This is a genomic window from Cryptosporangium arvum DSM 44712 (assembly GCF_000585375.1).
Lineage (GTDB): Bacteria > Actinomycetota > Actinomycetes > Mycobacteriales > Cryptosporangiaceae > Cryptosporangium > Cryptosporangium arvum.
Window position 1 is genome coordinate 6,854,354 of sequence record NZ_KK073874.1, and the last position, 20,205, is coordinate 6,874,558.

The following is a 20,205-nucleotide window of genomic DNA, read 5'->3' on the forward strand; positions in this document are numbered from 1 at the left end:
GCACCACCGGCCGTAGTCGCACCACCGGCCGTAGTCGCACCACCGGCCGTAGTCGGCCGTCCCGAGCCGGCCACACGATCCGGCGTCACCGGAGAGGTCACAGCGTTCGGAGAGGCCGGAGCCGCAGGAGAGATCGGAGCCGCAGGAGAGATCTTGGCCGCCTGGGGGTTCGGGGCGGCCGTGGGCGTCACGCTGGGGACCAGGTGGCTACCAGGTAGCCGACGCCGTAGGGGGCCTCGGCGGAGCGTAGTTCGCCCTTCCAGGGGCGCGCGTCGGCCTCGACCGCACCGGCGAGGATCTGCCACGGTGCCCGGCCGGCGGCGAACAGCTCGCGGGCCAGGGCGGGGTCGAGCGCGGCCAGTGCGGCCGTGTCCACGGACGCCAGCGCGTCGGCGACCGCGGTGTCGAACGGGACGGCGCGGGGGTCGAGCGAACCGGGTGCCTTCTCGTCCCGGCTCGCCGAGCCGTCGCCCATCACCAGCAGCACGGTCGGCGCGGGGTACCCGGCCAGCCGTGCGCCCAGATCGGCGCACTCGGTCGGAGTGGCGTTCTCGGTGACGACCCGGGCGCGCACCGGCCCGCTCCAACCGGCCTGCCGGAGCAGCCAGACCCCGACGGTCACCGAGAGCGGAAGCGTCGCCGCGCCGATGGGCCCCACGCCGGTAGGCCCCGCGCCAGAAAGACCCGTGCCAGAAAGACCCGAGCCGGTAGGCCCCGCGCCGGAAAGTCCCGTGGGGGTGGGATTGGTGTCGGTGGGCTCCGGGGTGGGGACCACGCGGGTCAGGGCTACGGTCACGTCTGCTCCGTAGCCCGACAGCGAGCCGATCGCGTCCGGTGCGGCGCTGCCGGGGGTTGGGCCGGTACCGACGACTACGACGTCCAGCGCGTCGCCGGACGGCTCCCCCGCGGCGAGCAGATCGCGGACCGCGGCCACGCACGCCTCGCGGAGCTCCGCGGGACCGGTCGCACCGGTCAGCGCCGGAACCAGCAGCGGCGGATGGGGACAGACAGTGGCGGCGAGCAGCACCCCGGAAGGGTAACCGGCACTAGGGTGGGCACCGGCGCCGTGTCAGCCAGGTATCCGACAGCCACGCGAAATGTGCTGTTCGTGACGCGGTTGATCGATGATCTAGCAGCAGTTGCGTCACCGATCGCCGCATCGATGCGAAGTAGTTCGCCTGAACCTGTGACAATGCTCGTCAGGCAGCCCGAGAACCGGCCTGCGGCCCACGGACGGCCGCATCCGGCTCACGCAGGGTGGCGCAGCAGATGCGGTGGTGAATATACCCGCCACCGGAACGGGAACGAGGATGGTCATGGACACTTCCGGCAGCGACAGCACCGCGGCCACGCCCGCGGGAACTCCTGCGGAGTCGTCAACCACGGAGTCCGGTGACGTGCGGTCGGCCCCGGTCTCGCCCGCCGACACGCCGTCGGCCGAGGCACCGGTCGAGGAATCGGCGGACGCCACGGCGTCCGCGGGAAGCTCCGACACGCCGAGCACGTCGGACCAGCCCGAACACACCCCGGCCCCGCCCGCCGTGACCCCGGCCGTGATCGCCGCAGCCATCACCCCGGCCGCCACCGCACCCTCGGCGCCCTCGGCGCCCACCCCGGCTGAGTCGACCACCCCGGCCGAGTCGCCCGCGACCACCCCGGCCCCTCCGGCCGAGTCGAGCGCGACCCCAGCGACCGAGCCCGCATCCGGCTCGAGCGCGTCGCCCGCGGCCGAGTCGAACACCGCGTCCGAGTCCGCGTCCGAATCAAGCGCGGCACCCACCCCGGCGGCCGTGCCCACCCCGGCTCCGCCGGCCACGCCGACCCCGGCTCCGCCGACCGCGACCCCGACTCCGGCCGTCCCCAGCCCGGCGTCGCTCGCCGCGCAGGCTCCCGCCGCCACCACTCCGGCCGCCACCACTCCGGCCGACGCGACCCCGGCCACCGCGACCCCGGCCACCGCCAACCCGGCCACCGCGACGGCGAACCCCACCCCCGCGACGGCCACCCCGGCCACCGCGATCCCCGCCGCAGCGACGCCCGCGACCACCACGCCCGCCACAGCCACCCCCTCCACGGAGAGCCCCGCCGCAGCCGCCGCCACCCCCGCTGCGGCGAGCGGATCGGGAGGGACGGCGTCCAGCGAGTACGGGCGGATCGACGCCGACGGGAACGTCTACGTCCGCACCGCCGACGGCGAGCGGGCGATCGGCTCCTGGCAGGCCGGCACCGCCGACGAGGGTCTGCACCACTTCCAGCGCCGCTACGACGACCTGGTCACCGAGGTCGAGTTGCTCGAGGCCCGCCTCCAGGGCGGCATGAGCGACGCGGCCCACACCAAGTCCTCGGCCGCCCGGCTGCGTGAGTCGCTGGCCGACGCGCACGTCATCGGCAACCTCGACGCGCTGGCCACCCGCTTGGACGCGCTGATCGAGCAGTCGGCCGCGAAGGCCGACGAGCAGAAGGTCGCGAAGGCCAAGGCCCGCGAGGAGGCCACCGAACGCAAGCAGGCGCTGGTCGCCGAGGCCGAGGACATCGCGAACAACTCCACCCAGTGGAAGGTCGCCGGCGACCGGCTGCGCGACATCCTCACCGAGTGGAAGACGATCCGCGGCGTCGACCGCAAGACCGACACCGAGCTGTGGCGCCGGTACGCGGCGGCCCGCGACGGGTTCAGCCGTCGCCGCGGCTCCCACTTCGCGGGCCTCGACCAGCAGCGCAAGCAGGTCCAGGGCGTCAAGGAGCAGCTGGTCGTCGAGGCCGAGTCGCTGGCCGAGTCGACCGACTGGCAGTCCACCGCCAACCGGCTCAAGCAGCTGATGAACGACTGGAAGGCCGCGGGCCGCGCCCCGCGCGAGGCCGAGGAGCAGCTCTGGAAGCGGTTCCGGGCCGCCCAGGACACGTTCTTCGCGCACCGCTCGGCCACGTTCTCCGAGCGCGACGCGGAGCTGAAGACCAACCAGACGAAGAAGGAAGAGCTGCTCGCCGAGGCCGAGCGGATCGACCCGGCGACCGACCTGCGCGGCGCCCAGACCGCGATGCGTGACGTCCAGGCGCGCTGGGACGACATCGGCCGGGTGCCCCGCGAGGCCGTCGCGCAGCTCGACCGGCGTCTGCGTGCGGTCGAGGAGCGGGTGCGGGTGGCCGCCGACGCCGAGTGGCGCCGCGGCAGCGTCGAGAGCAACCCGCTGCTGGCCCAGATGCGTGAGCAGGTGGCGAAGGCCGAACGTCAGCTCGAGCGGGCCAGGACCCAGGGCGACCAGCGCCGGATCGCTGAGGCCGAGAAGGCGCTGGCGTCCAAGCGCCAGTTCCTCGACCTCGCCGAGCAAGCGGGATAGTCCTGCCCGTCCTGACCCGGCGACGACGCTGGGTGCTGCTGGTCACGGTGGTGGCACTGGCCATCGCCGCGGTCGGGATGGTCGCGTTACGTGGGTGCCGCGAGCCGGTGTGTGATCCGGTCCAGTACCCGTCGGGTGGGATCCGGATCAGCACCGGCGGTGCGGGGGGCGTCTACGAGGCGTACGGGCTGGCCCTTCAGGACGTCCTCCGCGACGAATTGCCCGACGTGACCGTCCGCGTCGACAACAGCAGCGGGTCGGTCGACAACCTCGGCCGGGTCGCCGCCGGCCGGGCCGACCTGGCGTTCATCTCCGCGGACACCGCGTTCAAGGTGCCGGCGCTGGAGCGGAAGGCCGGTGCCCCACCCGGGCGGATCCGCGCGATCGCCCGGGTCTACGACGAGTACGTCCAGGTCGTCGTGCGACGCGATTCGACGGTGCTGGCGCTGTCGGACCTCCGCGGCAAACGGGTGTCGGTCGGGGCGGAGGGCTCGTCGGTCGAGATCACCGCCCAGCGGCTGCTGGACGCGGCCGGCATGGGCCACGCGAACGACATCCTGCGCCGCAGCTACGGCGTCAGCGAGTCCGCCCGGCAGCTGAAGAACGGCACGCTCGACGCGTTCTTCTGGGTCGGTGGCCTGCCGACCCAGGCGCTGGCCGAGCTGGCCGGCACACTCCCGATCCGGCTGCTGCCGCTCGACCGGTACGTCGAGGAGCTGCACCGCCAATACGGGTCGTTCTACCAACTCGCCACGGTTCCGGCGGGCACCTATGCGGGTGTGAGCGACACCCGCACCGCGGCGGTGCCGAGTTACCTGCTCGCGAGCCTCAAGCTGGACGACGACCTGGTCTTCCGGCTCACGTCGGCGTTGTTCGCGCACCGTCGGCGCATCGCCGAGGCGGTGCCGAGCGGCCGGGTGCTCGACGTCCGCTCAGCGATCAGCACGGCCTCGATCCCGCTCCATCCCGGCGCGATCCGTTACTACCGCTCGATCAAACCCTGAGCGGCGGCCGGCTCGCCCGCGGCCGGCGGCTCCGGAGCGTCCGCGGCGGGCAGTTCGGGGGCTGCCGGCGACGGTGGGCTCGGCAGCACACAGGTGACCGACAAGCCGCCCTGGGGACCGGTGCCGACCTCCAGGCGGCCGCCGAACGTCTGCAGCAGCGACGTGACGATGCTCAGGCCGAGGCCGGTGCCGGGGATGTTCGCATGGGTGGGGCTGCGCCAGAAACGGCCGGCGACCTTGTCGAGCTCGGTGATCGGGAGGCCGTCGCCGTCGTCGGAGATCGACAGCCGCACAGCGCCCGGTGAACCCGCGCCCGCCCGGAGCGCGGCCACGATGACGCCGTCGTCGCCGGCGTAGCGGCTGGCATTGTCGAGCAACTCGTCGAGCACCCGGCCCAGCGACTCGGGGTCGACGAGCGCGTCGGCGGTGGCCACCCCGGACCGCACCAGGATCTGGCCCCGTAGGTCCGCCCGCACCCGCCAGGACAACAGCCGCTCGTCGAGGACCTGACCGACGTCGACGCGGCGCACCGCCCCCAGGTGACGTTCGGCGCGGGCCAGCGCGAGCAGCTCCTCCAGCACGCGCTGCAACCGCTGGCCTTCGCGCATGGCCTCGTCGTACTCGGCCTTCGCCCGGTCGGGCAGATCGCCGGCGTTCTCGTCGGCGACCGCGTCGGCGAGGTTGCCGATCCGCAGCAGCAGCGCGGTCAGCGGGTTGCGCATCTGGTGGGACGCTTCGGCGACGAACGCGCGCTGGGCGTCGAGCGCGCCGCTCACGGTGGCGGCCATCTCGTTGAACGACCGGGCCAGCCGGCGTAGCTCCGGTGGCCCGGTGCCGACCGGGGCCCGCGACTCCAGGTCACCGGAGGTGATCGCGTGCGCGGCGGCGTCGAGGCTGCTCACCGGACGCAGCACCCAGGTGGCCAGCGCGTCGGCGACCGCGACGAACAGCGCGACCGCGCCGAGGCTCAGCGCGGCCAGCACGATCCAGACCGTGCCGACGCGGGTGCGCAGCGCGTCGGTGGGCGACACCGTGACGACGACGCCGGCGACCCCGGCGCCCTCGCCGGCCAGGAAGGGCACCGCCACGACCAGCGGATGGTCCTGCCAGGGCCAGATCGACATCTCCTCGGTGCTGCGCCCGGAGAGCGCGGTGTCGATCCGGTCGCTGACCGTCGGGTCGTCGATGTCGACCGGACCCGAGCTGAGCATCACCTGGCGGTGCCCGTCCAGGACGACCGTCGGGATGCCGTAGACGTCGTGGTAGCGCTCGATCTCGTCGCGCAGGGCGGAGAGCTCCGAGGTGCCCGTGCCGTCCCGGAGCAGCAGCGCGAACCGGTTCGTGTCCTGCAGCCGGTCGATGTACACCTGACGCTGGGCGTTCGTGGCGTAGTTCGTCGCCAGCGGCGTCAGCAACGCGACGACGACGAGCGCGATGAGCGTCAGCAGGAGTACGAACAGGCGGGCCCGCATGGGTCAGCCGGCCGGATAGCGGTAGCCGACCCCACGCACGGTCTCGATGATGCCGGCGACGCCGAGTTTCGCCCGGACCGCGGCGACGTGCACCTCGAGCGTCCGCTGGTTGCCGATCCAGGCCGAATCCCAGACCTCGGCGAGGATCCGCGACCGGGTGAAGACGATGCCGGGCTGGCGCGCCAGCATCGCGAGCAGATTGAACTCCTTGCGGGTCAGCGCGACCGGCGCCCCGTCCACGGTGACTTCCCGCCGTTCCACGTCCAGTTCGACGCCACCGGGGCCGGCGATCGTGGTGGTGGGCGCCGCGGACGCGGGGGCGTCCTCGATCGGGAGCTCCGGCACCGCGCGGGCGGCCCGGCGGGTGACCGCGTGGATGCGCGCCACCAGTTCCCGCGGGTCGAACGGCTTGGTGACGTAGTCGTCGGCGCCGACGTGCAGGCCGTGCAGCCGCGTCGACATGTCGGTGCGCGCGGTGACCATGATGACCGGGACGTCGCAGAGCTCCCGGATCCGCTTGCAGAGCGCGAGCCCGTCCAGGTCGGGTAATCCGAGGTCGAGCAGGACGACGTCGTGGCGGGCGCCGGTGCGTAACCGCTCCAGCGCCCGCTGGGCACTGCCCACCCGGTCGACGTCCATCTGCTGCCGGGTGAGGTTCACCGACAGCGCGCCGGCGACCCGGTCGTCGTCCTCGATCAGGAGTACTCGCACGGGCTAGCCGCAGACCGGGGCGGGAAGCGCGGCGGGCGGGCCGAGCGTCGGCATGCCGAGCCCGACGCCGCTGGTCTTGGCCCGTCCCGTGGTCGGATTCAGCCGGCCGGCTTCGACGTTGTCGCCGGCGCGGGTGCGGCGGTGGGAGTGGATCGGCCCCTCGGCGATCGCGTGGTGCGGAGCGGCGTACGTGACGGTCGTCGTCACGATGTCGCCCGGGCGGACCACGCTCGGGTCGCCGGCGAAGTGCACCAACCGGCCGTCGCGGGCGCGACCGCTCATCCGGCCCGTCCCGGAGTCCTTGCGGCCCTCCCCGGTGGCGACGAGCAACTCCACCTCACGGCCGACGAGCTTCTTGTTCTCGTCCCAGGAGATGTCTTCCTGCAGCGCGATCAGCCGCTCGTAGCGCTCCTGCACGACCTTCTTGGGCAGCTGGTCGGGCATGGTGGCCGCCGGGGTGCCGGGGCGCTGGGAGTACTGGAAGGTGAACGCCTGCGAGAAGCGGGCCGCGGCCACCACGTCGAGCGTCGCCTGGAAGTCCGCCTCGGTCTCGCCGGGGAAGCCGACGATGATGTCGGTCGTGATCGCAGCGTCGGGCATCGCGGCCCGGACCCGCTCGAGGATGCCGAGGTAACGCTCCGAACGGTACGAGCGGCGCATCGCCTTCAGCACCGCGTCGGAACCGCTCTGCAGTGGCATGTGCAGTTGGTGGCAGACGTTCGGCGTGGTGGCCATCGCGTCGATGACGTCGTCGGTGAAGTCCTTGGGGTGCGGGGACGTGAACCGGACGCGCTCGAGGCCCTCGATCTCGCCGCAGGCGCGGAGCAGGTTCGCGAACGCGGAGCGGTCGCCGAACTCGGCGCCGTAGGAGTTGACGTTCTGCCCGAGCAGCGTCACCTCCAGCACACCCTCGGCGACCAGCGCGCGCACCTCGGCCAGGATGTCCTCGGGACGCCGGTCGGTCTCCTTGCCGCGCAGCGACGGCACGATGCAGAACGTGCAGGTGTTGTTGCACCCGACCGAGATCGACACCCAGCCGGAGTAGGCCGAATCGCGCCGGGCCGGCAGCGTGGAGGGGAACGCCTCCAGCGACTCCTTGATCTCCACCTGGGCCTCGGCGTTGTGCCGGGCGCGTTCCAGCAGCACCGGCAGCGACCCCAGGTTGTGGGTGCCGAAGACGACGTCGACCCAGGGGGCCTTCTCGACGATCCTGCCGCGGTCCTTCTGGGCCAGGCAGCCGCCGACGGCGATCTGCATGCCTTCCTTGTGTCGTTTGACCGACGCCAGGTGGCCGAGGTTGCCGTAGAGCTTGTTGTCGGCGTTCTCGCGCACGGCGCAGGTGTTCAGCACGACGACGTCGGGGTCGGTGCCGGGCTCGGCCGGGCGGTATCCGGACGCCTCCAGCAGCCCGGAGAGGCGCTCGGAGTCATGGACGTTCATCTGGCAGCCGAAGGTGCGCACCGAGTAGGTGCGTGCTGCCGCTTCAGTCGGGGCGCTCATAACAGGTCACAGCCTACGGCCTGGGCGTTGCTCGTTACTCGTCCGTGATCGCTCAGGCCTCAAACGCGGTAGTCAGGTCGCATAGGGTTCGGCACTACGCGAGATCCCCTTGTGCTGACTTGAGGAGCCCGATGCCGGATCAGCCGACCACCGATACTCCCCTGGTAGCCGTCGAAGGTGTGAACAAGTACTTCGGCGACCTGCACGTTCTGCGGGACATCAACCTGAACATCGGTCGGGGCGAAGTCGTCGTCGTGGTCGGGCCGTCCGGGTCCGGCAAGTCGACGCTGTGCCGCGCGATCAACCGGCTCGAGCCGATCGAGGACGGCGAGATCCGGATCGACGGCACGGCGCTGCCGGCCGAAGGAAAGGACCTGGCCCGGCTGCGCGCGGACGTCGGCATGGTCTTCCAGTCGTTCAACCTGTTCGCGCACAAGACGATCGTCCAGAACGTCATGCTCGGGCCGACCAAGGTCCGCAAGGAGTCCGGCGACGCCGCCCGCAAGCACGCGATGGAGCTGCTGGAGCGCGTCGGTATCGCCAGCCAGGCCGACAAGTACCCGGCTCAGCTCTCCGGCGGCCAGCAGCAGCGGGTGGCGATCGCCCGCGCGCTCGCGATGCGTCCGAAGGTGATGCTGTTCGACGAGCCGACCTCGGCGCTCGACCCCGAGATGGTCAACGAGGTGCTCGACGTCATGACCTCGCTGGCGCGGGAGGGCATGACGATGGTCGTCGTCACGCACGAGATGGGCTTCGCTCGCCGCGCGGCCGACCGGGTCGTGTTCATGGCCGACGGCCAGATCGTCGAGGCGGCCGAACCGGACACGTTCTTCACCAACCCGACGTCCGACCGGGCCAAGGACTTCCTCTCCAAAATCCTCACTCACTGACCCGCCTACCGACGGATCCCCTGGAGGACAGCACATGAAGCTCCGGAAGCTCGCCGTACTGGCGATCGCCGGCGCCCTCGCGCTCACCGCGTGCGGCAAAGAAGGCGACAGCGGCAACGACGCGCCGACCTCGTCGGTCGAGAGCGCCGTCGCCGTGTCGGGCTCGAAGACGTTCGACGCGATCAAGGCCCGCGGCTCCGTGGTCATCGGGGTCAAGGAAGACCAGCCGAACCTCGGCTACAAGGACCCGACGACGAACGAGTACTCCGGCTTCGACATCTCGATGGCGAAGCTGATCGCCGCCAAGCTCGGCTACGGCGACGACAAGGTCACGTTCAAGGCGATCCCGTCCGCGAACCGCGAGCAGGCGATCGTGAACGGCGACATCGACTACTACGTCGGTACGTACTCGATCACCGACAAGCGCAAGACGCAGATCTCGTTCGCCGGCCCGTACTACATCGCCGGTCAGGACCTGCTCGTGCGCAAGGACGACTCGACGATCACCGGCCCGGAGACGCTGAAGGGCAAGACGGTCTGCTCGGCCACCGGTTCGACCTCGATCCAGCGGATCAAGGACGAGCACAAGGACGCGAAGACCGTCGAGTTCGAGAAGTACTCGCAGTGCGTCGACGCGGTCCTCAACAAGCAGGCCGACGCGGTGACCACCGACGACGCGATCCTGCTCGGCTACGCGGCGCAGCAGCCGGAGAAGCTGAAGGTCGTCGGCAAGCCGTTCTCCGAGGAGAAGTACGGCGTCGGCCTGAACAAGGACGACAAGGCCCTGCGCGACAAGGTCAACGACATCATCGAGGCGTCCGCGAAGGACGGCGAGTGGCAGAAGATCTACGACGCCACGCTCGGTAAGTCGGGTTCGAAGGCGTCGCCGCCGGCGATCGAGCGGTACTAATCCGTTTCTTGGTGGGGCCGTCTCGGTTGCCGAGACGGCCCCCCTCTTTACCGGGAGACCGATGAGTGACTTCCTGCCCACGCTGACCGACAACTGGTCGCTGTTCGGTAAGGCGTTCTGGAACACCGTTGTCCTGTTCGTCCTGTCCGGGCTGCTCGCGTTGATCGTCGGCACGATCCTCGGGGCGTTCCGCGTATCGCCGGTCCCGGCGCTGCGCTGGTTCGGCACCGGCTACGTGACCTTCCTGCGCAACACCCCGCTGACGCTCGTGTTCTTCTTCGTCGCGTTCGGCTTTCCGTACCTGGAGATCAACTTCTCCTTCACGACGTTCGCGGTGATCGCGCTGTCGGCGTACACGTCGGCGTTCGTGTGCGAGGCCGTGCGGGCCGGCATCAACACGGTGCCGGCCGGTCAGGCCGAGGCGGCGCGGGCCGTCGGGCTGACGTTCGCCCAGACGTTGCGGTTCGTGATCCTGCCGCAGGCGTTCCGGGCGGTCGTGCCGCCGCTGGCGTCGATCCTGATCGCGCTCTTGAAGAACACGACGATCGCCGCCGGGTTCAGCGTCGCCGAGGCCGGTTCGATCCGGGCCAACCTCTCCGAGCTGGGCTATCCCGCGCTGAGCGGCCTGCTGTGGGTCGTCGTCGGCTTCCTCATCCTCGTGCTGCCGCTGTCGGCCGTGCAGCGCAACCTCGAGCGTCGGTGGAGTGTGGCGCGGTGACTCTTGTTGCTCCGGCGCGGCGTAAACCGCGTACTCCGACGACGTCGGTGCTGTTCGACGTGCCCGGGCCGCGGGCGCGGCGACGGAACCTGCTGATCGGTGCCGTCGGGTCGCTGGTGATCCTGGGCGGGCTGTTCTACGTCGTCTACCGCTTCAACGAGACCGGGCAGTTCTCCGGGACGAAGTGGGAGATCTTCGCGTACAAGCAGCCGCAGATCACGATCCTCGAGGGCTTCCTCAACACGTTGAAGGCGGCCGGGATCGCGGCGGTGCTGGCGCTGCTGCTGGGCATCGGGCTGGCGGCCGCGCGCGTGTCCGACCACGCCTGGCTGCGGGCGCCGTCGTTCTGGTTCGTGGAGATCTTCCGCGCAGTGCCGCTGGTCCTCCTGATGTTCCTGTTCTACTACGGGACGCCGTCGCTGGGCCTGCGCGTCTCGCCGTTGTGGGCCGTCGTCCTCGGTCTGACGCTCTACAACGGCTCGGTGTTCGCGGAGCTGTTCCGGGCGGGCATCGCGTCGGTGCCGCGCGGGCAGTCGGAGGCCGCGTACGCGCTGGGCATGCGCAAGACCCAGGTGATGATGTCGGTGCTCGTGCCGCAGGCCGTGCGGGCGATGTTGCCGGCGATCATCAGCCAGCTCGTGGTACTGCTCAAGGACACCGCGCTCGGGTTCCTGGTGACGTACGACGAGTTGCTGAAGCAGCTCAAGCAGCTGGCCACCGCCCCGCAGTTCGAGTACCCGCTGATCCCGCTGGTGATCGTGGGCGGGGCGATCTACGTGGCGACGTGCCTGCTGCTGTCGTGGTTCGCGACGTGGCTGGAGCGGCGGTTGTCGCGGAAGGGCTCGCGCTCGGCGGCGCCGGTGATGGAGGCCGACCAGGGCGCGTCGATGGGTGGCGGCGGCGCGGCCACGATCTGATCCCGGGCCCTCCCCGCCGCGCAGCGGGGAGGGCCGTTCGTTCAGCGGGCGACGCCGGTCGCGCGTGATTCGCGCACCACGGTGACGCGGATCTGGCCGGGGTAGGTCAGCTCGTCCTCGATCTGCTTGGCGACGTCACGCGCGAGCACCTGGGCTGCGAGGTCGTCGACCTGGTCCGGCGCGACCATCACCCGCACCTCGCGCCCGGCCTGCATCGCGAACACCTTCTCCACGCCGGGCAGGCCGGCCGCGATCTCCTCGATGCGCTCGAGCCGCTTCACGTAGGTCTCCAGGCTCTCCCGGCGGGCCCCGGGGCGTCCGCCCGAGCAGGCGTCCGAAGCCTGCGTCAACACCGCTTCGAGCGTTCGCGGCGGCACCTCGTCGTGGTGGGCCTCGATCGCGTGCACGACCTCGTCGCTCTCCCCGAGCCGGCGGGCCAGATCGGCGCCGATCACCGCGTGGCTGCCCTCCACCTCGTGGGTGAGCGCCTTGCCGATGTCGTGCAGGAACGCCGACCGCTTGACCAGCGCCACGTCCAGCCGGAGCTCGGCAGCCATGTGGCTGGCGATGTGCGCGGTCTCGATCAGGTGCTTCAGCACGTTCTGCCCGTACGACGTGCGGTAACGCAGCCGACCGAGCGTGGCGATCAGATCGGGGTGCATGTCGGCGATCCCGACCTGGACGAGAGCCTCCTCGCCGGCCCGCACGCAGAGCTGCTCGACCTGCTCCTTGCTGCGCTCGTAGATCTCCTCGATGCGCTGCGGATGGATCCGCCCGTCGAGCACCAGCTTCTCGAGCGTCAACCGCCCCACCTCCCGCCGGACCGGGTCGAAGCACGAGAGCAGGACGGCTTCCGGGGTGTCGTCGATGATCACGTTGACACCGGTGACCGCTTCGAACGCGCGGATGTTGCGCCCCTCGCGGCCGATGATCCGGCCCTTCATGTCGTCGCCGGGCAGGTGCAGGACGCTGACCACGCTCTCCGCGGTCTGTTCGCCCGCCACCCGCTGGATCGCGTCGACGACGATGCGCTTGGCCCGCTCCTCGCCCTTCGCGCGGGCCTCGGCCTCGATGTCGCGCACGAGGATCGCGGCTTCCCGCTTGGCCTGGGTTTCGACCTCGTGGACGAGCTCGGCCTTGGCCGCGTCGCTGGACAGCCCGGCGATCCGTTCGAGCTCCGCCCGACGCTCGGCGGCGGCCCGCGTCAGCTCCTGGTTCTTGGCCGCGAGTTCGTCGGCCAGCGCGGCGAGCTCGGTCTCGCGCTCGGTGAGGCGGTTCTCGGTCTGGTGGGCGCGCTCCTCGCGTTCGGCGACGCGCGTCTCCCGGCGCTGCGCCTCGTCCCGCCGAGCAGTGGCGTCGGCCTGGAGGTTGGCGACGTCCCGCTCGGCCCCGCGCCGGGCGTCGGCGAGGAGTTCTTCCGCTTCCCGCGCAGCCCGCCGCCGAGCGCGAGCGACGAGTTCGATGGCCTCTTCGTGAGCCGCCTCGAGGACGCGGCGAGCTTGGGTGTGGGCGGTGGTGAGGTCGGGGTGGGTTTGCGAGTGGGTTTCGCGGTGGTCGGGGTGGGTTTCGCGGTGGTCGGGTGCTTGGCGGGGGGCGACGAGTTGCCGGGAGGGTGGGGTGGCGGTGCCGTGGGTGGTGCCGCTAGCGGCCTCCGAGCCGACGGTGTATTCGCGGGCCGGGTCGGGGGTGTGCCCCTGGGCGGGAACAGCAGCGCCCGAAGCTGCGAAGCCACTGGTGCTGGCAGGTGCGGAGCCGGTCGGGTCCTCTCGCTCAGAGTCGATGGCACCCGCCCGCACCGAGCCAGTGGCGCCCGTAGCCGCGGAGCCGGTAGCGCCTTCCCGGGCAGAGCCTGTGATGCCGTCCCCGGCAGAGCTCATGACGACTTCCGCGGCAGAGCTCGTGACGCCTCCCCACGCGGAGTCCGTGGTGTGCTCTCGCGCAGACCCGGTGGCGCCCGCAGAGGCGGAGCCGGTGGCGCCCGCAGAGGCGGAGCTGGTGGCGTCCTCAGAGGCGGAGCCGGTGGCGTCCTCGCGCGCGGAGCCGATGGCGCCTGCGGGTCCGGGGGCAGAGTCGCCCGCGGGCGGAATTCCGGGTGGCGGGGTGGTGCCGTTCGCGGGGGCGTAATCGGTGGGGGTCGCGGGCGGGGAGCCAGATCCGCCGGTCACGCGCGTGGCGCTGGAAGTGACTGGGAAATCGGCGGTATCCGCCCGGGCCGGGTCAGCAACACCGGCGGGGCCGGTCGCATCGGCGCGCGAGGCAGGTGGGTGGGCACTCGTCGCACTCGCGAGGAGTGCCGAGCTTCCGGTGGCGGTCGGATCGGCGGCCGGGGATCCGGCGTCGGTGCCGTCGCACTGGGTGGGAGTGCCCGCAGCAGGCACGCCCCTCATCGCCCCGAAACCATCCTCGTCCCGCGCACGGGCACCGTCCCCACGCACCGGAGCGGAAGCACGGTTCGCGCGGGCTTGAGCAGGAGCACTGTCCGCGCGGGCTTGGGCAGAGGCAACTTGAGCAGGGGCGCTTTTGTCACCGACGTGGGCGGGGGCCACACTCTCGGCGGCCGGGGCCGAGGCGACTTCAGCGCGGGCACCACCCTGCACGAAGACACCATCCCCACTGGGCTGGGCAGAGGCCCCATCTCCACGGGCCAAGGCGGAGGCATCGTCCCCACGGGCCAAAGCAGAGGCCTCGTCCCCATGGCCCGAGGCGGAGGCGCCCTCCCCGCGGCCCGGGACCAGGGCGGGGGCACCTTCGGCGGAGACCGAGGTGGAGTCACCGTTCCCACGGGCCGCGGCGGAGTCACCATCCTCACGGACCGGGGCGGAATCCCCACCCTCACGGACCGAAGCGGAAGCCCCATCCTCACGGGCTGGAACGGAAGCCCCATCCTCGCGGGCCGAGGCGGAGGTACCAATGCTGCGCGCCGGAGTATGGGCGTCACCACCCTGGGCAGGGGCGGGGACGCCTTCGGGGGCGGGGACGCCTTCGGGGGCGGGGACGCCTTCGGGGGCGGGGACGCCTTCGGGGGCGGGCGGGAGCAGGGCAGGGGCCCGGAGCCGGGGCGTCAGTACGCGGAGGACGACGAGCGCTGTCACGACGGCGATCACCACCGCCACCAGCAGAACGACCACGGCGAAACCGACGAACGCGGCTCCCGACATCATGGCCCCTCTCGTCCCGGCGCACGGCCGCAGCGGGGAGCAGTCCGGAGACCGGGCCGTCCTCGTGCGGGGGCACTCACCCGAGCCCGAAGTACGGGACACGCCTCAGCGCAGCCCGAACGAACGAAGAACGGCCGGCGGCTGAAAGCACGACAGAGCGCGATCGGACCCCGCAGGGCCGTTCAGCCTCTGAGGACACGGCCAGCCCGCAGAGGGACCACCGAACCTCGACGAACTCAGTCAGCACATTCAGCACGAAGCACGCTTCGTGGAGTTATGGGTATCGCAGGTGCGTATCAGGAGATGTCACGTACACGGGCTCGATCTCAGTACCCGTGAGGCTATGTGGAGGTTACCGGCCGGTCAAGGAACGTTCATCGGCCTCACTCTCGACGAGAGGTCAAGGCCCGACCACTTTGAGTGACCAGATCTGGGGACGAATCGCCGCTCAGTCGTCGGTGAGCGTCGGGTCGGGCACGCCCGTCAGATCGGGGTCGGCACCCTCCGCCGCGAGCGCCTCACGCACGACCCGGTAGGCCACACCGGCGGGATGACCACGCCGCGCGAGCATTCCGACCAGCCGGCGGGCCCGCTTGTCGGGTGGAAGCCCGCGAGTGCTCGGGAGCTTCTTCTCGACCAGTCGCTGAGCCGCCGCGAGGTCGTCGCCGGCATCGACGGTCTCGAGTGCTTCCTGCACGACCTCCCGATCAACGCCCTTTTTGCGCAGCTCACCGGCGAGCGCGCTGCGGCCGAGCCCGCGCCCGCGCTGGCGGGTCTCGACCCAGGCCCGCGCGAAGGCGGCGTCGTCGATCAGGCCGACCTCGCCGAACCGGTCGAGCACCGCGTCGGCCGCCTCGACCGGGACGTTCCGCTTGGCGAGCGCCGCGGCGAGTTCGGCCCGGGTGCGGGGCCGTCCGGTCAGCAGCCGCAGACAGATGTTCCGGGCCACCTGCTCGGGGTTGGCCATCGGGATGTCGTCGGCCGGACCTCCGCCGTCGTCACCGTCCGTCCGTTCCGGCGCCTCGTCACGCCCCTCGGAGCCCTCGCCCCGCCGATGGTTTCCGCCCCGCCGCGAACCCCACCCCGTACTCCCCCGCCGCGATCCCGGACCAGCGCTCCCGCGCCGCGAACCCCGGCCACGCGCACCGGACGCAAGCTCCGAGAAACCCTCATCCCCGGAGCCGCCGTCCCCAGAACTGCCGTCCCCCGCACGGCCGATGCGCCGCCGACCGGAGGCCGGGGCCGGAGCCGGGTCGGAGGAAGGGCGGGAGCGCGCGAGGCGCTCGGCTTCCTCCAGCGCCGCCCGGGCGATCGCCGCACGATCGGCCGCCGGGTGGGACCGGGCGGCGTCGGAGCCACCGCCCGGGGCCGGTGCGGTGCCCGCCGGAGTGTCTCCGGCGGGGTCGTTACCGGCCCGGGGCCGGTCGGTGCTCAGAAGTCGACCGGAGCCGGTGCGACCCCGTTGACGTCGACCGCCGGCAGGGCGCCGATGCCGAGCTTCTCCTTGATCTTCTTCTCGATCTCGTCCGCGAGATCGGGGTTGTCGACCAGGAACTTGCGGACGTTCTCCTTGCCCTGCCCGAGCTGGTCGCCCTCGTACGTGTACCAAGCGCCCGACTTGCGGATCAGCGCCTGGTCCACACCGACGTCGATGAGCGAACCTTCACGGCTGATGCCGTGGCCGTAGACGATGTCGAACTCGGCCTGCTTGAACGGCGGCGAGACCTTGTTCTTCACGACCTTGACGCGGGTGCGGTTACCCACCGCGTCCGAGCCGTCCTTGAGCGTCTCGATGCGACGGACGTCCAGCCGGACCGACGCGTAGAACTTCAGCGCCTTACCACCGGTGGTGGTCTCCGGCGAGCCGAACATGACGCCGATCTTCTCGCGCAGCTGGTTGATGAAGATCGCGGAGGTACCGGAGTTGCTGAGCGCACCGGTCATCTTCCGCAGCGCCTGGCTCATCAGCCGGGCCTGGAGGCCGACGTGGCTGTCACCCATCTCGCCCTCGATCTCGGCGCGGGGCACGAGAGCCGCCACCGAGTCGATCACCAGGATGTCGAGCGCGCCCGAGCGGACCAGCATGTCGGCGATCTCGAGCGCCTGCTCACCGGTGTCGGGCTGGGAGACCAGCAGCGCATCGGTGTCGACGCCGAGCGCCTTGGCGTACACCGGGTCGAGCGCGTGCTCGGCGTCGATGAACGCGGCGATACCGCCCGCGGCCTGCGCGTTGGCGACCGCGTGCAAGGCCACGGTGGTCTTACCGGAGGACTCCGGACCGTAGATCTCGATGACACGGCCCCGCGGCAGGCCACCGATGCCGAGGGCCACGTCGAGGGCGATCGAGCCGGTGGGGATCGAGGCGATCGGCGGGCGGTTGTCCTCGCCGAGGCGCATGACGGAGCCCTTGCCGAACTGCTTGTCGATCTGGGCTAGCGCTACCTCGAGCGCCTTGTCGCGGTCAGGTGCTGCTGGCATGGCTGCCGCCTTGGGAAGTCGTCGGGAAGTTTTCATCGCGGCTGACGCTAGAGGCTGGGTACGACAGTTTCGCGCTGCGGCGCGAATCTGTGGACACCAGCACTCCGGTGGACGGTGACGATGCGCGTAGAGCCATGCTAACCGAACTTATGTTCGATTGCGCAACACCTTCCACAGGCGTGTCGGCGTGAGTACGCAGAGTGAAAGTCAGCGCTGCGTGGCCGGGAGCTCGAACGCGGCGTGCACCGCACGCCACACCCACTTCGCGTCCTCGCCCTGGGCCAGGGCCTGTTCGACGGTCCGCCCGCCGAGGGTGGCGAGGACCTGGTCCGACGCGACCGACCGGGAGTAAATGGGACCGAAGGCGGCGTCCATCCGCTGCCAGAATTCCGTGAGCCGCACGGCGGCCAGGCTACCCGCACCGGACGGGTACCCGGCGGATCGCCCACAGTGCCTCAGCGGTGGGGCGCCAGCCGGGCGGTGACCGCCGACGCCACGGCCGAGGCCACCCCCGCCGCGTCGGCGACCGGCAAGGCGCTGGCGGTGATGCGGATTCCGGGCCCGGTGTCCACCCGGTAGCGCGAGCCGGGCGCGACCACGATTCCCCCGTCACGCAGCGCTGTCACCGCCGCGGTCTCGTCGGCGACCGGCACCCAGACGTTCAGGCCGGTACGGCCGGTCGCGCTCACGCCGGCGGACCGCAGTGCGCCGAGCAACGCCCCGCGACGAGCGTCGTACTCGCTCGCGGCGCGCGCGATCACGGCGTCGACCGCCGGGTCCTGCCAGAGCCCGGCCACGATCTGCTGGGTCAGCCGGCTGACCCAGCCCGGCCCCAGCCGCCGGCGGCCGTCGACCCTGGCCACCGTCGCGGGGTCACCGGCGAGCAGGGCGCAGCGCAGATCGGGGCCGTACGGCTTGCTCAGCGAGCGCACCAGCACCCAGTGCGGTGTGGCGCCGGCCAGCGGCGCGAGCGGGACACCGGCCAGCTCGGCGGCGTGGTCGTCCTCGATGACCAGCACGTCGCTCCCGGCCAGCTCCGCGCGCAGCTCGACGGCCCGCGATCCGCTGATCGCTCCCCCGGTGGGATTGTGGGCGCGGCTGGTGACCACCATCGCGGTGACCCCGCGCCGGACCGCGGCGGCGACGGCCGACGGCAGCGGCCCTTCCTCGTCCACTGCGACGCCCACCGGCTCCACACCCAGCGCGGCGAGCAGGTCGAGCAGGTTCGCCCACGCGGGGTCCTCCACCGCGACCTTGTCGCCGGGGCGCACCCGGGTGACGAGCGAGCGCTCGATCGCGTCCAGCGCACCGTGGCACAGCGTGAGCGCCTCGACCGGCACGCCGTCGGACTCCAGCCGGTGAACGGCGAGCGCGCGGACGGTGGGCAGCACCATGTCGTCGGCGTACCCGTACGGCTGCGGTACCAGCCGGGACAGCACCGGCGCCAACGGCGGGAGAAGCGCGGGGTCGGGCTCACCGTGGGACAGGTCGCGCGCACCGGGCGGGACCGCGATCGCGACCGCCGACCGCGGCGCGGTGGCCGGGCGGGGCCGGATGCGGGTGCCGCGCCGACCGGCGGTCTCCACCAGGCCTCGGCGGCGCAGGATCGCGTACGCGGCGGCGACGGTGGTGGGAGCGACACCCAACTCGGACGCCAGCCGGCGCACCGGCGGCAGCGCGGAACCGGGAGCCAGCTCGCCCTCCCGGACCCCGCTTTCCACAGCCGAGGAAATCTCTTCCGCTCCGCGGCCGGTGATCCGATATTGTGACGTCACAAAGTCAAGTATGTACCAGAACAAAAGGCGGCCCGATGGACGCTCCCAGTCTCCGCACCGTCCCCACCCGGTACGCCGACCGTGCGCGCTACGACTCCGACACGATCAACGCGATTCTCGACGAGGCGCTCGTCGCCCACCTGGGCATCGTGATCGACGGGGCGCCGCGTGTGATCCCGACCCTGCACGCGCGGGTCGGTGACACGCTCTACCTGCACGGTTCCACCGGCAGTCGTCCGCTGCGCGAGGCCGACGACGGCGTGCCGGTGTGCGTCACCGTCACGCTCCTCGACGGTCTGGTGTTCGCACGCTCGGGGTTCAACCACTCGGTCGACTACCGCTCGGTGATCGTGCACGGGCAGGCCCGCCCGGTACACGACCCCGACGAGAAGCTGCGCGCGCTCGACGCCCTGCTCGAGCAGGCCGCGGCCGGTCGGGCGGCCGACTGTCGCGCGCCGAGCGCCAAGGAGCTGGCCGCGACCGCGGTGCTCGCGCTGCCGCTGGCCGAGGCCTCGGCGAAGATCGGGGACCGCTTGGTACCCGGCGCGATCGTCGAGGACGAACCGGAGGACCTGTCGCTTCCCTACTGGGCCGGTTTCCTGCCGCTACGGATGGTGCCGGAAGCGCCGGTGGCATCGGCCGACCTGCCGGGCTTCGAGACGCCCCCGTACCTGAGGACCTACCGGCGCCCCGGCTCGGCCGGCCCGAAGAGCGCCTGGTTTCGTGCTCCGGTGCTGGAAGGCCGGTACGTCCGGTTGGAGCCGCTCGGCCCGCAGCACGTCGACGACCTGCTCGCCACCGCGAGCGATCCCGAGGTGCACGAGCACATCCCGCACCCCGTTCCCGCCACGCGCGAGCAGATGCGCCGGCTGGTCGAGGTCGCACAGGCCGACGCCGACCGCGGTGTACGGGTGCCGTTCGCGCAGATCGACCGGGCCAGCGGTCGCGCGGTCGGCAGTACCTCTTACTACGAGATCGAGCCCGACCGGCCGTCGCTCGCGATCGGGTACACGTTCCTCGGCCGGGCATGGTGGCGATCGGCGATCAACACCGAGGCCAAGGTGCTGTTGCTCGAGCACGCCTTCGAGACGCTGGGGGCGGAACGGGTCACCTGGCACACCGATATCCGCAACGTCCGGTCGCAGCGCGCGATCGAGCGGCTGGGTGCACTCCGGGAAGGGGTGCACCGGCGGCACCGGAAGCGGCGGGACGGCTCCTGGCGGGACACCGTCATCTACGGGATGACCGCGCCGGAGTGGCCGGCGCACCGCGAGCGGCTGCTCACCCGCATCAGCGAAGGCTGAAAGCAGCTGAAAACACTGGCGGCGGTACCGAGG

17 protein-coding genes are annotated in these 20,205 nt (G+C 71.6%); 7 read left to right on the forward strand and 10 right to left on the reverse strand.

Translation table 11 applies throughout. From position 1 onward, the window contains the following. Positions 1-187 precede the first annotated feature (187 nt). Positions 188-1,027: a class III extradiol ring-cleavage dioxygenase family protein gene (locus CRYAR_RS44685; protein ID WP_035856892.1), complete on the reverse strand. Its 840-nt coding sequence runs from the start codon at positions 1,025-1,027 to the stop codon at positions 188-190. 117 nt (positions 1,028-1,144) lie between these two features. After that, positions 1,145-1,798, reverse strand: coding sequence for a hypothetical protein (locus CRYAR_RS31450; RefSeq protein ID WP_035856893.1), 654 nt, complete (start codon positions 1,796-1,798; stop codon positions 1,145-1,147). Positions 1,799-2,153: 355 nt separating this feature from the next. On the opposite strand from CRYAR_RS31450, the gene CRYAR_RS31455 reads away from it, so the two are divergent. Continuing rightward, positions 2,154-3,335: a DUF349 domain-containing protein gene (locus CRYAR_RS31455; protein WP_035868398.1), complete on the forward strand. Its 1,182-nt coding sequence runs from the start codon at positions 2,154-2,156 to the stop codon at positions 3,333-3,335. A 32-nt stretch (positions 3,336-3,367) separates the two neighbouring features. Then, positions 3,368-4,339 (forward strand): TAXI family TRAP transporter solute-binding subunit, encoded by a 972-nt coding sequence (locus CRYAR_RS31460; protein ID WP_051571190.1) that lies wholly within the window; start codon positions 3,368-3,370, stop codon positions 4,337-4,339. On the opposite strand, the gene CRYAR_RS31465 is transcribed toward CRYAR_RS31460, so the two are convergent. From CRYAR_RS31465 to miaB, 3 genes are read right to left on the reverse strand one after another with little or no spacing between them, the layout of a single operon-like run. After that, the gene (locus tag CRYAR_RS31465) at positions 4,318-5,811 is read right to left on the reverse strand and encodes a sensor histidine kinase (protein ID WP_051571191.1); all 1,494 of its coding nucleotides are present in this window, start codon (positions 5,809-5,811) and stop codon (positions 4,318-4,320) included. The genes CRYAR_RS31460 and CRYAR_RS31465 overlap by 22 nt on opposite strands. Positions 5,812-5,814: 3 nt before the next feature. Continuing rightward, complete coding sequence (locus CRYAR_RS31470; protein ID WP_035856895.1) at positions 5,815-6,522, reverse strand: response regulator transcription factor; 708 nt, start codon at positions 6,520-6,522, stop codon at positions 5,815-5,817. Between the two features lie 3 nt (positions 6,523-6,525). Next, on the reverse strand, positions 6,526-8,022 hold the full coding sequence (gene miaB / locus CRYAR_RS31475; RefSeq protein ID WP_035856896.1) for a tRNA (N6-isopentenyl adenosine(37)-C2)-methylthiotransferase MiaB: 1,497 nt from the start codon (positions 8,020-8,022) through the stop codon (positions 6,526-6,528). A gap of 131 nt (positions 8,023-8,153) precedes the next feature. On the opposite strand from miaB, the gene CRYAR_RS31480 reads away from it, so the two are divergent. The 4 genes from CRYAR_RS31480 to CRYAR_RS31495 all read left to right on the forward strand — a co-directional run bounded on the left by CRYAR_RS31480 (position 8,154) and on the right by CRYAR_RS31495 (position 11,457). Further along, positions 8,154-8,912 carry an amino acid ABC transporter ATP-binding protein gene (locus tag CRYAR_RS31480; protein WP_051571192.1) on the forward strand — a complete coding sequence of 253 codons (759 nt, stop codon included), beginning with the start codon at positions 8,154-8,156 and terminating at the stop codon, positions 8,910-8,912. A gap of 34 nt (positions 8,913-8,946) precedes the next feature. Further along, positions 8,947-9,822, forward strand: coding sequence for a glutamate ABC transporter substrate-binding protein (locus CRYAR_RS31485; RefSeq protein WP_035856897.1), 876 nt, complete (start codon positions 8,947-8,949; stop codon positions 9,820-9,822). Positions 9,823-9,895: 73 nt separating this feature from the next. Beyond that, a complete protein-coding gene (locus CRYAR_RS31490; protein ID WP_169745180.1) occupies positions 9,896-10,540 on the forward strand; it encodes an ABC transporter permease subunit in 645 nt (214 codons plus the stop codon). After that, on the forward strand, positions 10,537-11,457 hold the full coding sequence (locus CRYAR_RS31495) for an amino acid ABC transporter permease (protein ID WP_051571193.1): 921 nt from the start codon (positions 10,537-10,539) through the stop codon (positions 11,455-11,457). The genes CRYAR_RS31490 and CRYAR_RS31495 overlap by 4 nt, the downstream gene beginning before the upstream one ends. 41 nt (positions 11,458-11,498) lie before the next feature. On the opposite strand, the gene rny is transcribed toward CRYAR_RS31495, so the two are convergent. From rny to CRYAR_RS31525, 5 genes are all read right to left on the reverse strand, one after another. Beyond that, positions 11,499-13,253, reverse strand: a complete 1,755-nt coding sequence (gene rny / locus CRYAR_RS31500) for a ribonuclease Y (RefSeq protein ID WP_211247734.1) — start codon at positions 13,251-13,253, stop codon at positions 11,499-11,501. A gap of 1,810 nt (positions 13,254-15,063) precedes the next feature. After that, positions 15,064-15,582 carry a regulatory protein RecX gene (locus tag CRYAR_RS49215; protein ID WP_211247735.1) on the reverse strand — a complete coding sequence of 173 codons (519 nt, stop codon included), beginning with the start codon at positions 15,580-15,582 and terminating at the stop codon, positions 15,064-15,066. 464 nt (positions 15,583-16,046) lie between these two features. Beyond that, positions 16,047-17,093 carry a recombinase RecA gene (recA, locus tag CRYAR_RS31515; RefSeq protein ID WP_035856901.1) on the reverse strand — a complete coding sequence of 349 codons (1,047 nt, stop codon included), beginning with the start codon at positions 17,091-17,093 and terminating at the stop codon, positions 16,047-16,049. 207 nt (positions 17,094-17,300) lie between these two features. Beyond that, complete coding sequence (locus CRYAR_RS31520; protein WP_035856902.1) at positions 17,301-17,495, reverse strand: DUF3046 domain-containing protein; 195 nt, start codon at positions 17,493-17,495, stop codon at positions 17,301-17,303. 53 nt (positions 17,496-17,548) lie between these two features. Beyond that, entirely contained in the window at positions 17,549-18,868 is a 1,320-nt protein-coding gene (locus CRYAR_RS31525) for an aminotransferase class I/II-fold pyridoxal phosphate-dependent enzyme (RefSeq protein ID WP_035856903.1), read from the reverse strand. Positions 18,869-18,903: 35 nt separating this feature from the next. Between CRYAR_RS31525 and CRYAR_RS31530 the strand changes: the two genes are divergently transcribed. Further along, on the forward strand, positions 18,904-20,172 hold the full coding sequence (locus tag CRYAR_RS31530; RefSeq protein WP_035856904.1) for a bifunctional pyridoxamine 5'-phosphate oxidase family protein/GNAT family N-acetyltransferase: 1,269 nt from the start codon (positions 18,904-18,906) through the stop codon (positions 20,170-20,172). Positions 20,173-20,205 lie beyond the last annotated feature (33 nt).